General features: G+C 67.3%; 12 protein-coding genes and 1 pseudogene. 8 read left to right on the forward strand and 5 right to left on the reverse strand.

What is annotated here, in order from left to right:
• Nucleotides 1–587 precede the first annotated feature (587 nt).
• From HGB39_RS24415 to HGB39_RS24425, 3 genes are all read right to left on the reverse strand, one after another.
• Nucleotides 588–1733: a hypothetical protein gene (locus HGB39_RS24415; protein WP_005568801.1), complete on the reverse strand. Its 1146-nt coding sequence runs from the start codon at nucleotides 1731–1733 to the stop codon at nucleotides 588–590.
• Nucleotides 1730–2209 (reverse strand): hypothetical protein, encoded by a 480-nt coding sequence (locus HGB39_RS24420; protein WP_247607486.1) that lies wholly within the window; start codon nucleotides 2207–2209, stop codon nucleotides 1730–1732. The genes HGB39_RS24415 and HGB39_RS24420 overlap by 4 nt, the downstream gene beginning before the upstream one ends.
• Nucleotides 2210–2373: 164 nt before the next feature.
• Nucleotides 2374–3429, reverse strand: a complete 1056-nt coding sequence (locus HGB39_RS24425) for a plasmid pRiA4b ORF-3 family protein (RefSeq protein ID WP_005568805.1) — start codon at nucleotides 3427–3429, stop codon at nucleotides 2374–2376.
• A gap of 583 nt (nucleotides 3430–4012) precedes the next feature.
• On the opposite strand from HGB39_RS24425, the gene HGB39_RS24430 reads away from it, so the two are divergent.
• The 3 genes from HGB39_RS24430 (at nucleotide 4013) to HGB39_RS24440 (ending at nucleotide 5777) form a co-directional block, all read left to right on the forward strand.
• On the forward strand, nucleotides 4013–4612 hold the full coding sequence (locus HGB39_RS24430) for a MerR family transcriptional regulator (protein ID WP_005568807.1): 600 nt from the start codon (nucleotides 4013–4015) through the stop codon (nucleotides 4610–4612).
• A 9-nt stretch (nucleotides 4613–4621) separates the two neighbouring features.
• Nucleotides 4622–5257, forward strand: a complete 636-nt coding sequence (locus HGB39_RS24435) for an RES family NAD+ phosphorylase (RefSeq protein WP_043790747.1) — start codon at nucleotides 4622–4624, stop codon at nucleotides 5255–5257.
• 106 nt (nucleotides 5258–5363) lie between these two features.
• A complete protein-coding gene (locus HGB39_RS24440) occupies nucleotides 5364–5777 on the forward strand; it encodes a helix-turn-helix domain-containing protein (RefSeq protein WP_242322939.1) in 414 nt (137 codons plus the stop codon).
• Nucleotides 5778–5822: 45 nt separating this feature from the next.
• On the opposite strand, the gene HGB39_RS38965 is transcribed toward HGB39_RS24440, so the two are convergent.
• A complete protein-coding gene (locus HGB39_RS38965; protein WP_312029810.1) occupies nucleotides 5823–6653 on the reverse strand; it encodes an RES family NAD+ phosphorylase in 831 nt (276 codons plus the stop codon).
• A gap of 544 nt (nucleotides 6654–7197) precedes the next feature.
• Nucleotides 7198–8050, reverse strand: a pseudogene (locus tag HGB39_RS24450) (ATP-dependent DNA ligase).
• Between the two features lie 306 nt (nucleotides 8051–8356).
• On the opposite strand from HGB39_RS24450, the gene HGB39_RS24455 reads away from it, so the two are divergent.
• The 5 genes from HGB39_RS24455 (at nucleotide 8357) to HGB39_RS24475 (ending at nucleotide 13858) form a co-directional block, all read left to right on the forward strand.
• Nucleotides 8357–10195 (forward strand): AMP-dependent synthetase/ligase, encoded by a 1839-nt coding sequence (locus HGB39_RS24455; RefSeq protein ID WP_005568814.1) that lies wholly within the window; start codon nucleotides 8357–8359, stop codon nucleotides 10193–10195.
• A 95-nt stretch (nucleotides 10196–10290) separates the two neighbouring features.
• Nucleotides 10291–11391: a patatin-like phospholipase family protein gene (locus tag HGB39_RS24460; RefSeq protein ID WP_043790750.1), complete on the forward strand. Its 1101-nt coding sequence runs from the start codon at nucleotides 10291–10293 to the stop codon at nucleotides 11389–11391.
• A 139-nt stretch (nucleotides 11392–11530) separates the two neighbouring features.
• On the forward strand, nucleotides 11531–12925 hold the full coding sequence (locus HGB39_RS24465; protein WP_005568816.1) for a wax ester/triacylglycerol synthase domain-containing protein: 1395 nt from the start codon (nucleotides 11531–11533) through the stop codon (nucleotides 12923–12925).
• A 39-nt stretch (nucleotides 12926–12964) separates the two neighbouring features.
• Nucleotides 12965–13150, forward strand: a complete 186-nt coding sequence (locus HGB39_RS24470; protein ID WP_005568817.1) for a hypothetical protein — start codon at nucleotides 12965–12967, stop codon at nucleotides 13148–13150.
• Between the two features lie 324 nt (nucleotides 13151–13474).
• Nucleotides 13475–13858, forward strand: coding sequence for a hypothetical protein (locus HGB39_RS24475; RefSeq protein WP_005568818.1), 384 nt, complete (start codon nucleotides 13475–13477; stop codon nucleotides 13856–13858).
• Nucleotides 13859–14003: the final 145 nt, after the last annotated feature.

Raw genomic sequence — 14003 nt, forward strand, 5'->3', positions numbered from 1 at the left:
GGGTGAGCTGATCGAGTGTGCCGCAGCCGAGCTCGAGCGCGCCCGCCGGCGACGTGGACGCGTTCACCGTCGATGAGGCACTGCACCACTATCACCTCGTGGCGAAGGAACTGTGGAAGTTCTGCTGCTCGAGTTCACCGCGCGTGTGTTGGAAAGACTCGTGGCTGACGGCGAGATGATCGACTGGTGGGAGCGCGCCACGCCTCGCCGCCGGGAGTAGTACGTGTCCGCGGCGCTCCGCGCGTCGACGTGAGGGTCGGTGCGAGCCGGGGACGGTGAAGGCCTGCCGCCGTAGTGTGGTCAGCGCCGCTCGCTCCCGTTCTCGGGCGGCCTCGACCTCCGTCGGCCGGTGCCGTATCTGATCGACGCCGCGCATCGCACGGTGGCGGTCACCACGATCTGCCACCGCGCGGATGCTTATCGATCCTCTTCCTGGCTGCAGGGATCGACCGGATCCCGGCGAAAGTCGGCCGGAGCGCGAGTCACGATCCCGCGGCGGCGTGTGCCGCTCCGGCTTTTCGGTGGCACTACTGCAGGTCGCTGGTGACCAGGCAATTCCTTACAACACCCATCACTGGATCTGCGGTTCACACGCCTGCCCGGTCGAGGCGTTCGATGAGGCGTGGTTTGCGCGCGTGCGTGTGACGTAGTGCCAGGCAGCGCTGGGTGAAGGCGTCACGTCGGCCGTCGCGTTCGGCGAGCGTCTGCAGTTCGGTGAGCAGTGCGGCGGCGGCGTCATACTCGCGGGGTTTGCGGGTGGCGATCATCGCGTCGATCTGCGACCACGTGGCCTCCTCGTCGCGGGCCAGCTCGTCGATTCGTTTCTCGCGGGCGAGGGAACGGTCCTGCTGCCGTCGGGCTTGCTGCTCGGCACGCCGGGCGGCCATCCGGCGCTCGCGGTCGCCCCGGCGACGGCGTGCGGCGTCGAGAAGATCGGCCACGGTTCGGCGAGGTGGGGATGCGATGGGTGTGCTGTGTTCGTTGTGGAACCTGCGCAGCATTTCCGCCCGTACGGTCACGGCGTGGTCTTCGGCGACCCGCAGCAGGAGCCGGTTCTTCTCGGCAACGGGCAGGTCCTGCACCCAGGCGGCGAGGTGGCCGGGGACGTCGGTGGTCTCGGCGAGTGGTGCGCTGGTCTGGGCCGCGATGGCGAGCAGGTCGTCGTCGACGCGGAGGAAGTCGGCCAGGGCGCGCTGCGCCGCGGTGAGCGCGGCCAATCCGGGCGGCACGGGTGGCTCCAGATCCTGATCGGCGTATTCGTCTGTTTCCGCGGTGCCGTGGCCGGCCAGCCAGGCGAGGTGGAGCGGCCGGAGATCGCCCGCGGCGAGTTCGGCGCGGACTCCGACGATGGCGGACAACGGTGGGCAGGCGTCAGGATCGAAGTCGCCGGCCTCGTCCTCGCTGGTCAGGTCGAGCACGAGGTATTCGCCTGTGGTCCAGGCCGTTACCTGGTCGCCGACGCAATAGTCCCGGGCGACGTCGATGTCGAGCAGGCCGCGCGGTAGGCGGAGCATGATCCGCTGTGTCCCCCAGTTCGCCAGATAGAGGTGTGCGTCGTAGTAGCGCTCCATCATCCGGTTCGGGTCGCCCCGAAAGTTGCCCCAGTGGTACTCGTTGACGAAGCTGGTGGCCGTGATCCGCGCGCGGGTGGACAGTGAACGGACTTCGGCCCGTTGGCGATCGTCCAGCGGCCGGTCGATGGCGAGGAATTCGTAGTACTGGTACTCACTCATCGCCCATCCAATTGATCGGCGCGGTCAAACGGTTTCGCCCGGAAGCCGGAGTCGTCTCCCCGATGGATGAATAGGTGTCCCTCGAGCGTTGCGTCGCCCACCAGAACGGCCCAGCCGCGCCCGCTGACCTGGTCGCCTTCGTCGTCGCCGTCCCAGCTGAACTCCACGGTGGTGCGGCCGTCGTGTTCGGTGGTCCGGCAATCCATCCAGCCGCGGACGGCGATGAAGCCGAACTGGCCGGTCCCGTTGCCGGCGAACTCGATGAAGCCAGGTTCGACGAGGTCGATGGCGTCGCGGTCCCACATGTCCATCTGCACGATCCGCCATCGACCGGTCAGGCGCCGCATGGTCCTCCCATCATCTGTCGGCATACACGGTGTCAGGGTAGCCACCGCAGGGGTCGGTGTGCTGCGTCGGGGCTGCGCCGACCGGTGGCGCACTACTTGCCAGCCCGCTCGGCGCAGGGCAAGCGTCACGCCGTTGGTGTGCACCGAAAGCCACGGACCAACGCGCCCCGCCGACGATGCTGCTGTGATCGCAGCCCGCACGCACCGGTCCTTCCGAGGTGCGTGACCGGGATGTCCTGTTTCCGTGTGCTTTCGGTGGTGGTCCTGGGAGTTGCTGGGGGTGGGGTGTGCGGCTACGACGGCGCGGCGGGACCGGTGTCGGGTGCGTATCGCCCTGACGCCCACCACGGCGGTGTGGGCAGGGCGCGGCCAGGTAGCGGCGGAGCGACTCCGGGTCGTCGCGGAGGGCGGCCCCATTCTTGGTGAGCAACAGCTGCCCGCGGTATCTGCGCAGCAGTCTCAGCTGCGCAGCGGTTTCGCGGAGGTCGAAAACCGGTGCGGTGGTGTCCTCCCGGGTGCAGGTGCCGATCCATCGCCGCGGTCCCCACCGTCGGCGGGAGAAACCCGGCGGCGGTCAGCCGGATGCCTGGCGCGCCTACCCGGTTGGGCAGCCACCCCACCGCCGTTGCCGCGGGCTGGAAGTGCCGGTCACCGCCCTCGGGATTCGGCACCGGGAGTGCCGCGAGATCACGCAGGCCGGCGTTGGTCTCCTCAACAGAGAAGTAGGTGGGGTCGAAATCGTCGGGCACCGCCTCGTGGGCGATCGTCGGGTCCTGCAGGAGGTTGAGGTATCCCCAGATACCGCCGCAGTCCTCCGGTGGGCAGGCGCGGGCACCGCCGACGCAGAGCGCGGGCGGGTCGTCGCCGATCTGGGACAGCGCCTTCTCCACGACGAGGGTGTGTTCCCATCCGTCACCGAAGTCGGACCGGTAGAACAGCCGGTCCGTCGGTTTCGCGAGAAGTTCATCGAGGCGCACCCGGTTCTCCAGGACCCCGTCGGCGCCGTCGTCGAGCATGAACTTCATGTGGAACTGCTCGGCGAATCGGTCCATCTTGTTCTCCCCGACCAGGAATTGGTGCAGATGGCTGTCGGTCCATCCCATGGCCTGCTGCGGTACGGCGTGCAGCTCGTCGAGCATCAACTCCGAGGACAGCAGCAGTCGCCGCCAGATCGGTGGCTTCGCGTCTTCCAGATCGACCCTGACCTGGTAGGTGACCGGCTGGGACTGCCGAGCGCGTGCACGAGTGGATCTGGCCAGGCCGGTCAAGGCTAGTACGGCACCGTCGCAGGGGACGGGCGATGCGGCCGTGCACAGCATCGACGAGGTCGTCGCCGGTGGCCGGATCATCGACCGCGTCCGCCGAATCCGGAAAGGTCGCCAACCGGGTCCACGCAGACGTGGCTGTGGCCCTTCTCTCGGCATCTCCGACGGAATCCTCAACGCCATGACGTTGGCCACCTCGACCGAGCCGCACGGATTCGCGGTGACCCCCTATTCTGGCGCTGCGCACGGGAATACGACGGAAATCACCGCCATATACACCGGTTACCGAACCCGCGCAGTGGCGGGGCACGTTGGCGTGTGCCGTGTCCACGGGCCGCGGGCTGGCGTGGGCGGCTGCGACGTCGTCACCGTGGCAGTCCGAGTGATCGCGGGATTCGGAAGCCGGTCGTGTGCCAATTCGCTGCACTCACCTGACCTCGGCCGCGTCGCTTGGGGATGCTCTCGTTCCCGGCCGGCCGTGTTCTGGGTGGGCGGGGTGGCGCCGCCACTGAGCCTGCAGCCTCCCGCTGCGAAGCCTCCGCGGCGGGTAGTGGCGCTTCACCTTCGGGATCTCACGCTCGCGGATGCGCCGACGCAGTGGTCGGTTACCCTCGTCAGTCAGCTAACAGTAAGGTAGTCTGTTAGTTACTGTTAGGAGGTGTTGGTGGTGGGCACGATCGATGACCGTTACCTCGCCGGTGACGTCGACTTCGAGGCCGCGGTGGGGGAGGCGCTCGGCACCCCGGTCTCGCGGGAAACCATGCTGCCGCTGCTGCATGCGCTGGCCCGCGGGGCGCACCCGAACGCCCAGCTCAGCGACCACGACGCCGCCTTGTATGACGCTGCCGGGTTCACCGAGGACCCACTCGCCCCGGCCGCTGCGGCCGCCGAGCGGGAACAACGCATGCGCGGGCTCACCGCGACCGCCAAGACGGTCGAGGAGGCGGCCGGTCTGCTCGGGGTGTCGACCTCCCGGATCCGCCAGCGCGCAGCGGCGGGCAGTGTGTGGTCGATCAAGGTCGGCAACAAACTGCTGCTACCCGCGGTGCAGTTCAACGGTGAGGAGATGGTGCCGAACCTCGACCGCATCCTGACGATGCTCCCGGACGGGTTGCATCCCCTTGCGCTCGAGCGAGCCCTGACCGACCCTCGTGCCGATCTGATGCTGGACGCAAGCCCGGTGTCGGTCATCGACTGGCTCACCAGCGGCGGCGACGTCAAAACCGCACTAGAAGTGATCACCCAAATCAAATGGGAGGCAGCGTAAGTGGCGCGGATGCTCCCGCACCCTCCGACCGTCGACGGCCTTTCCCACCACGGCATCCGCGACAACGAATACGCCATCGTCCCCACCACCGACATCCTCTGGCGGGTGCACCGCACCACCAGCAGCCACGCGCTCGCCTGGAACGAGCTCCGCACGTATGGCCCGGTGCTGCGCTTCGACCCGCACCCACTCCCGCGCGGTGACCACCCGGGGCACGGGGTCTGGTACGGGGCCACCGATGTGCACGGTGCGCTCGCGGAAGCATTCCAGGCCACCCGCACGATCGACCGGGTGCAGGAGACGCCGTATCTGACCGGGCTTCATCCGGCGCGGGAACTGCGGCTCCTCGACGTCGGCGGGTTCGGGGCCGGCCGCTGGCCGACCCCGGTCGGTGGCACCTTCGCCCTCGATTCCGCGGCGCACGGCATCACCCAGCGATGGGCCCGCACCATTGCGGCCGCGCACCCCGGGCTCGATGGACTGCTGTACCGGGGTCGATTTTCCGGGGGCCCGTGCGCAGCGCTGTTCCCCCCGGCCGCCGACGCCTTCCCCGTGCGGCCGGCGACGTCGAACCCGCTCGCGCATCCCGGCCTGCAACGCCGTCTCGCCGCGGCCGCGGAGGCGCTCGGCTACACCCTCGTCTGAGGTGCGCCGTGGGGTGATCCTGGAAAGTGGGTGGCGTCGTTGACGACGCCAGGCCTCCGTTGCGGTTGTTTCGTTTGTTGCGTATATCTCGTTTGGGAGGTGCGCGATGTCCGCAGCACATGATCAGCCGACCGTGGTCGAGCAGGAGCAGGCCCGGCAGGCTCTGCAGTTGCTTCGTGATGTCGGGCCGGCGGGGGACACCCTCGATGTGACCGTGGCAGGTACCGCGGAGTCGGTGCATCTTCCTCGGGCGGTGCTCGATCTGATCCGCGAGGTGTTGGCGAATATGGCCGCGGGGCAGGGGGTCACCGTCGTCCCGGCGCACGCGGAGCTGACGACCCAGCAGGCCGCGCAGATGCTCAATGTCTCGCGCCCGCATGTGATCAAGCTCCTCGACGAGGGGCATGTCGAGTACCGAATGGTCGGCCGGCATCGCCGGATCCTCGGATCCTCTCTGCTCGCCTATCAGCGGACGCAGCTGGGGCCTCGCGTGACGCCGCGGAGGAGCTGGCGGCCCTAACGGAAGACCTCGGGCTGTACTGAGGTGACCTTCACCGAGCTTCTGCTACGCGAACTTGTTGTACCCGAAAATTTTACGAGATTTCCTTATTCGGATCTCAGACCGCGTTGTGCATGCCCCGGTGGACGGAACGCGTCCGCGGGCGAGGTGTTTGAGAACGTGGTGGATTGCCCGGACCTGCGGGCGGGGATGTTGGAGAAGCTGCGGGAGTTGATGAATGCCGGCGGTGCCGGATTCTCCTGGCCACCGGAGGCGTGCCGCCGGGTGTTGCGGCACGTCGGACGGAGGTCGGGTGGGGGAGAGGATGGCGCTGTGGTCGGCAATGATGCGGGCGACGAGGTCGCGGCCGGGGCCGTGGTCGAGCGGCAGGGGCGTGGTGGTGGGGTCGATTGCCAGGTCGACGTGGGGTGTGATCGCGGGGTCGGTGGTGAGGATCCAGGCGAGGGTGTCTTCGTTGTGCCGGGGCCGGTAGGCGAGTCCGTCGATGTCGTTGTCGGCGGCGCGGATGGTGTGGGCCCACCGTCTTGTCGTGACGTAGTGCCGGGCTTCACATTTGGTGAGCCAGAGGTCTTGTCCGACCGACGCCAGGTGCGGCCCGTGGAGTGCGGCCGTGGTGAGGGTGCGGGGGACGGTGAGGGCGGTCAGGGTGCGGCCGGTCACGGTGGAGGCGGGCACGATCCGGGCGATCGAAGGGTCGAGTGGCAGGTCCCGGCAAATGGTTTCGGCGATCGCACCGTCGGGGCTGTCGGCGAGGTAGAGGTAGGCGTGGCTGCCGTCGAGGGAGTCGAATCGGCCGCCGGCGAGTTCGTCGGGTTGGGCGGTCGGGTTCAGGGCGTGTGGGGCGCGGTGGCCAAGCGGTGCGCGCCGCGCAATCAGGGCGGCTTCGCCGGTTGTTTTCGCCCCTGCTGCTCGGAGCCTTCGCGTAGTCGCGGTGGGAGTCGACCAGACGGCCCTTTCCCGGGGGCGGCCAGTATGGCGTACTGAATATCAACGACGACGGGATCAACGTCACGGTGACGATGACGGGAAAGCGCTGGGACGGTGAGCAGATCATCCGTTACGAATACACAGTGCCGGGCTGACAGTGCACACCTCCGTTGCCGACGTCGGCACGACGCGCCTCACCCAGGGCCTCCCGAAGGGCATCCTCCGACGTCGCCGAGCCCGTCCGACCGCAGTGCCTGCACAAATCGAACGCGGATTCTGCGTTCACGCTCCCGCTGCGCACCTCGTGCCCGCCGCGAATTGGACGTGCGTCGATTCGCTGGTGAGCACCGATTCGTCGAACACGTCCAGCGGCAGGGTGATCACGCACCCGCTAACACGTGCAAGCCGCTACGCCGCCGCAAACAGAGCGTCGGCAGGTACCTCGACCACAAGCAGCCCGAGAGGGATGTCCGAACGGCCATTGCCACACGCCTCAATGCCGCCCCGGCAAGTCGACTTCGCTGGCCGCCTTGTCGTCACGGAGGCCTTTCCAGCTCGGGTGACGCAGCCCCCCGCTGGTGTGTTCGCGGTACTCGACATCGCCGACCAACCGTGGTTCGACCCAGCGCGCACCCTTCGTGTGTCCCGCGCAGGTGGCGGTGAATCGAGGGGAGTCGTGGGTCGTTCTATCGCCGCGAGCTGCCCTCGTAGTGATTTCCGTGTCGCGGTGGTGAATCCGGTGCCGACATGTCCGATGTAGACCAGTCGGTGGTTGTCGTCGTATGCGGCGAGGAGGAGTGATCCGATGCCGTCGCGGGCGGCTCCGGTGCCATCGACCCAGCCGACGATGATCCCTTCGGTGTTGGCGCGTAGTGGTTGTTTGATCCAGGCGGGGGAGCGGCGACCGGGTTGATACGTCGAGTGGACGCGTTGTGCGACTGCTCCCTCGAGGTGATGTCTACGGGCGAGATCGAGCATCTGCTCGCCGTCGACGTCGGTCCGGTACGGCGGCACCTGCAGGCGGGGCCCGGACAGCGCGAGGTCGTCGAGTTCGGTCCGTCGCCGCAGGTAGGGCAGCCCGGTCGTGGACTTGCCATCGAGGGCCAGGACGTCGAATACGTAGCACGTGACGGGCGCCTCGTTGCGGAGCTGTGTGGTGGGGGACAGCACGGAAAGGTGGCAGTGATGTCATTTCCGTTGCGGCTGAACATCCGGGCTACACCGTTGTCGACGGTGGTGATGGCGCGTTGACCATCCCACTTCATCTCGAACGCCCACCCCGCACCGCGGGGAAGTTGGCCGAGTGTGGCCGGCATCGGAGACGGGACCGTCGACGAGGAAGGCATCCACCGAGTGTGCGCGAAATGCTCGGGCCGTGGGCGGGAACGTAGCGGCTGACGATGCTGGGCCCAGATCAACGAAGGCAGCGGACTCACCGAGCCGTGTCCGCGCACTGCGACCGCGAGGAGCGAACTCAGCGGGCAGGACGGCGAAGGTGACGGAGGTAGTCCGCGTGCGCGAACGCGCTGTCAGCGGGTCGGACGAGAGTATCGCGCTGGTGCCGGAGAACATCACCGTCACCATCGTCCCACGCTCGATTGGGGGCCTGGTAGACAGGCGACGCAGCCGCACGAGACCCCTAGACTGGGTATATGGCTGCGCTGAGCCCCGCGGACGAAGTCGTCGATCAAGCGAAGATCGACCATCGAGCCCCGTCGGTTGCCCGCCTTTTCCTCGATCGTGTCGGCACCACCCCGCAGGCGGAGGCCTTCCGGTTCCTGTCCGGTGGCGGCTGGACGAGTGTCACCTGGGGGCAGGTGGGTGAGCGGGTCCGTTTACTCGCCGCCGGGTTGATCGCGCTTGGTGTCGAATCGGAAGACCCGGTCGCGGTGGCGGTGTCGACGCGATACGAATGGGTGCTCGTCGACTTCGCCGTGATGTGCGCCGGGGCTGCGACGACCACGGTCTACCCCACCACGAAGGCCCCCGACGTCGCTTTCATCGTGTCGAACTCGGGCAGCCGCGTCGTGTTCGCCGAGGACCAGACCCAGGTCGACAAGCTCCGACAGCATCGCGCCGAGTTGCCCGGCGTCCGCACGGTGGTGATCATCGACGGCGAGGGCGACGGCGACTGGGTGCTGACGCTTGCCGACGTCGAGGAGCGCGGCCGGCGGCTTGTCGCACAATCCCCCGACGTCGTGACCGAGCGCGCGTATGCGATCCGTCCCGAACACGTGGCGAGCATCATCTACACGTCCGGCACCACGGGTAAGCCGAAAGGTGTGATCCTGCCCCATTCGGCATGGACGTATACCGCGGCCGCCGTCGATGCTCTTCACATCCTCGGTCCGGACGACCTGAATTATCTGTGGCTGCCCCTGGCCCACGCCTTCGGCAAGGTGATGCTGGCACTGCCGCTGCAGATCGGCTTCCCCACCGCCATCGACGGCAGGGTCGACAAGATCGTCGAGAACATCGCCGTGGTGCATCCCACCTTCATGGGTGCGGCTCCGCGCATCTTCGAGAAAGCCCGCGCGCGGATCGAGGGCATGGTGTCCGAGGAGGGCGGGCTGAAGAAGAGGGTCTTCGACTGGGCGATGGATGTCGGGCTGAGGGTATCGAAGGCGAAACAAGCAGGCGAGGAACCGTCGCGGCTGGATTCGCTGCGCTACAAGGTCGCCGACCGGCTGGTGTTCTCCACCATCCGGGAGCGGTTCGGCGGTCGGCTGCGCTTCTTCGTCTCGGCGGCGGCAGCGCTGGATCGGGAGGTCGCGCAGTGGTTCGATGCCGTCGGCATCATCGTGCTCGAGGGTTACGGTCTCACCGAAACCGCGGCAGCGTCCAGTATCAACCGTCCGGAGGCCTATCGATTCGGAACCGTCGGCTGGCCTTTCCCCGGCACCGAGGTCAAGATCGCGGACGACGGCGAGATCCTGCTGAAAGGCCCCGGCGTGATGACCGGCTACCACGACCGCCCCGACGCCACCGCGGAGGCGCTCGAGCCGGACGGCTGGTTCCACACCGGCGACATCGGCGAGATCGACGCCGACGGCTATCTGCGCATCACCGACCGCAAGAAGGACATGTTCAAGACGTCGCAGGGCAAGTACGTCGCGCCGTCCGCGATCGCGGCGACGTTCAAGGGCATCTGCCCGTACGTCGGGGAGATCATCGTGCACGGCGAGAGCCGGCCCTACTGCGTCGCGCTGATCAGCCTCGATGCCGAGGCCGTCACCGAATGGGCAGGCAAGAACGGGCTGGGCGGCAAGTCGTTCACCGAGATCGCACGGCACGACAAAACGCACGAACTGATCGGCGGCTACATCGACGAACTCAACCGGCGACTGAACCGCTGGGAGCAGATCAAGAGATTCGGCGTCATCGACCGAGAGCTGTCCATCGACGCCGGCGACTTGACACCGAGCATGAAGCTGCGCCGCACGATTGTCGTCGACAGCTTCGCCGACAGCATCGACACGCTCTACGTCTGACCGATCCCGTCGTGCCGCGCGTTTCGCGACGATAGCGTGATTCTAGGGACCGACGACTCTGGCCTGGAACAGCCGTGAACGCACACAGTGAGTACATGCTCAGCGCTGTGCTCGATGTCTTCCGGCTCCGGCAGTACTTCAATGTCATCACCCGCACGCGCGAGTTGCTGGAGGGGGTACGCGAAGATGCCGGGTTCCTCGCCGATGCCGGTCGGGCGGTGCTCCCACTGCCCGACGCGACACGCGGACAGCACTTCCGGCCCTTTCCGCCGTTCTCGCCGTACCCCACCACGGTGGCGAAGGGTCAACGGGTGGCGCTGGTCGCGACAGGAGGAAGTGGTGCGCTCGCGTCCGTGGTGGGGGTGGCGCGGGCCTTCGAGGAGGGCGGCGTCCGTCCCGCCGTCATCTCGCTGTGCTCTGGGTCGGCGATGTTCGGTTTCCCGGTCGCCGCCGGATTCTCCGCCGAGGAAGTCGCCGCGTTCGTCCTCGGACTGCGGCCCGACGACTATCTCGATGTCGGCTGGCGCGAGCTGCTCAGCGTGGCACCGACAGCCGGCAGGGGATTCGCCGGCATCCTGCGGGGTGAGGCGATCGAGAACGTCTATCGGAGTCTCCTCGGTGACATGACGCTCGGCGAGATGCCCATTCCGGCGTATGCGCCGATCTGGAACGTCGAGCAGAATCGTCTCGTGTATCTCGGGTCTGGTACCTATCCCGATCTACCGGTGGCGCGCGCCGTGCGCATGGCCGTCGCGTTGCCGCTGTTCATTCAGCCGGTCGAGTTCGGGGGCTTCCACTGGTGCGACGGTGGGATCGTCGATATCTTCCCGGTCCATCCCGTTCTCGACATCGAGGAACCCTGCGACCTCACCCTGGCAGTCAACGGCTTCTACCCGCCCGGGTTCGAGGGCGAAGACGCCACCGGGTGGGAGGATCGGCGGGCGAGCATCCTGTACGTCGCGAGCCAGGTGCGCACATGCCAGCAGATCGAGCTGGCACGGGAAAACCTGTCCCGGCTTCGGTCGGCCTCTACGGTGACGATGATCGAGCCCGTTCCCTACGAGACCGTGCGTGGCGTCGGCTTCTACCGACAGTTTCTGAGCACCCGGAACTGGGCCCAGTTCATGCTGGCGGGCTACCGTGATGGCCGGCAGGCACTGGCAACGCCCCGGAACACTGTCGGCGCGGAGACGTAAACACAGGGGATCTTCGCCGGCAATGAGCGGACGAACGACTCTAGTGGAGTCCAGTCGTGAATCACTAGCGTCGGGGTTGAAGCACTATCACGCACAGGCGCAAGGGCGGATCTTCATGGCGGGCAATCGCGAATCGCATATGACCCAGCCGGATTTCTTTTCCTGGAACATGGAACGGGACCCGATCCTGCGGTCCACGATAGTGGCCGTCGTCGTCTTCGACACCACACCGGACTGGGACCGTTTCGTCGACATGATCGACCGAGCCACCCGGGTGGTCCCGAATTTCCGGCACAAGCTCGTTCCGGCTTGGTTGGGGTTGGCACCACCGCACTGGGTGGTGGATCCGGACTTCGATTTGTCGTGGCATCTGCGCCGCTTGGTGCTTCCCGACCCCGCCGACATCAGGACGGTCCTCGATGTCGCGCGGCGATCGGGAATGGAGTCGTTCGACCGCGACCGTCCGTTGTGGCAGTTCACGCTGCTGAGCGGCCTCGACGACGGCCGGGCCGCGCTGGTTCTGAAGGTTCATCATTCGTTGACCGACGGCCTCGGCGGTATCCAGATCGCAGACCAGATAGTTGATTTCGCCCGCGGGGGGACGGATCGAGGCCCGCTGCCGGATGCTCCCGTGCCGACGGAGACAAGCGCTCTCGCGGACACGGTGGAATGGGAGGTGGCGACGGGTTTCGAGCTGGCGCGGAAGGCCGTCGGTGCCGCCTTGCCATCGGTGCGCCGCGCGCTCGTCAATCCCATCCGCGCGGTGCAATCCGCCGCCACGACGGCCGCCGCGGTCGTTCGCTTCGCGCGTCCCATCCCGGACACCCTTTCCCCCGTCATGACCGAACGCAGCCTCAGGCGGAGGTTCGCGGTGATCGACGTTCCGGTCGAACCGTTGCATCAGGCGTCGAAGCGCGCCGACGGTTCACTCAATGACGCGTTCATCGCTTCGATCCTGCTCGGGCTGCGGAAATATCACACCCTGCACGGTGCTGACGTCGAATACTTGAGGGCGACCGTGCCGGTCAGCCTGCGCACCGAAGCCGACCCGTTGGGCGGCAATCGCATCACGCTGGTCCGGCTCGCGCTGCCCGCGAACGTGGCCGACCCAGCCGAACTGATGCATCGGATCCACGAGATCGTCGGCGCATCGCGCCACGACCCCGCGGTCCCGCTGTCGGGCGCCATCGCCGGCGCACTCAACCTGCTTCCGTCCAGTTATCTGGCCTCGGTCTTCAAGCACGTCGACTTCCTCGCATCCGACGTGCCGGGTTCCCCGATCCCGATGTATGTCGCCGGCGCCGAGATCGAGCGGTACTACGCCTTCGGACCCACGCTCGGCACCGCCCTCAACGTCACCCTCATGTCCCACACCAACACCTGTTGCGTGGGAATCAACGCCGACACGGCATCGGTCCCGGACCTCAAGGTCATGACCGACTGCATCGTGGACGGTTTCCATGCGGTTCTCGGCGTGGGCGCAGCGCAACCGCCCGCCGCGACGGTCCTCACGCCGTCGTGGGTCAGTGTCTGAGATTGTTATCTCGGGCCGTCAGAGCATCGGTGGAGAAGGGTGGAGTACGACCTGCGGCGATGTAACCTCGCCAGCCCAGTCGCCGACGTTCGGGGCCCGGCCGGGCGTACCCGAGCCATCGCCGCCGCGATCCGGACCGGTCTCGCCCGCGGCGACGATCCCGACAACATCGAGGAGCTGATCCGGTGTGCCGAAGCAGCCGGCCTGCCCCTCACCCTCTGGTAACCGCCCGCAGTGGCAACGACTGCCCAGGCGCGGGCGAATCCCGGTCCGGCCGGGTTCAGCCCAGGTCGAGTTCGGTTGCGGCGGGCAGGTCTTGGACGACACCCCTGGTCCGTCCCTCGCGCACCCGGCAGACCGCGACTCAGCCGAGTCGATCGATATCTGCAAGCGCCCACGTCTTGTCAAACAGTAGGTTGTCGAGACACTCTGGGTGTGCCGCAAGACGTCGCCCGCTCTCTATCGGTCGTCTTGCTTTGGGCGTTCGCACGTGAAGCGCAAGGGCGATTGCTATGGCGTCGAGGCTGGGAGCGCGAGAGGAGGCGACCGGTGGAGCTTCTTGTACGACTCTTCCTCGGCGTGCTCCTCGTTGCGCACGGCCTGGTCCACCTGATGTGGTTCGCACCCAACGACGATCCGGCGTGGCCGTTCCGACTCGACCGGTCATGGCTGATCTCGGAAACGACCCGGAAACCGGTCGCGATTGCCCTCGTCTCGCTAACCGTCGCGGGGTTCGCGCTGCTCGCCCTCGCCGTATGGGGAGTACCGGGTTTGGCATCGATCTGGCCAGGGCTGGCGATCGGGTCCGCCGTCGCGTCACTCATCGCCCTGGTGCTCTTCTGGGATCGTCAGCTCCTGTGGGGCGTTGCGATTGACGTCGCCCTCATCGTCGTGGCGTTGTGGCGTCCCGGCTGGACGGATCGCCTCGGATAGGCACGTCCGCGAGGCGTCCGGGCCGCGAGGATGCGTAACTCCGCCACTCCGGCCGGTTCGCCGATGTCTGGGGGGCCACTCCGGCGCCGCGTCCGTCGGGGAAGCAGTCCGCCGACGCCGCGGTGCATCCGGCAGCGGTTGTCAG

The organism is Rhodococcus opacus (assembly GCF_012396235.1).
GTDB classification, from domain to species: domain Bacteria; phylum Actinomycetota; class Actinomycetes; order Mycobacteriales; family Mycobacteriaceae; genus Rhodococcus_F; species Rhodococcus_F opacus.

Excerpts from the sequence above, each read along its gene's own strand:
- HGB39_RS24415 (WP_005568801.1), bottom strand. The coding sequence starts at position 1,733 with ATGAGTGAGTACCAGTACTACGAATTCCTCGCCATCGACCGGCCGCTG.
- HGB39_RS24425 (WP_005568805.1), bottom strand. The coding sequence starts at position 3,429 with ATGATCCGGCCACCGGCGACGACCTCGTCGATGCTGTGCACGGCCGCA.
- HGB39_RS24435 (WP_043790747.1), top strand. The coding sequence starts at position 4,622 with ATGCTCCCGCACCCTCCGACCGTCGACGGCCTTTCCCACCACGGCATC.
- HGB39_RS24440 (WP_242322939.1), top strand. The coding sequence starts at position 5,364 with ATGTCCGCAGCACATGATCAGCCGACCGTGGTCGAGCAGGAGCAGGCC.
- HGB39_RS24455 (WP_005568814.1), top strand. The coding sequence starts at position 8,357 with ATGGCTGCGCTGAGCCCCGCGGACGAAGTCGTCGATCAAGCGAAGATC.
- HGB39_RS24460 (WP_043790750.1), top strand. The coding sequence starts at position 10,291 with ATGCTCAGCGCTGTGCTCGATGTCTTCCGGCTCCGGCAGTACTTCAAT.
- HGB39_RS24465 (WP_005568816.1), top strand. The coding sequence starts at position 11,531 with ATGACCCAGCCGGATTTCTTTTCCTGGAACATGGAACGGGACCCGATC.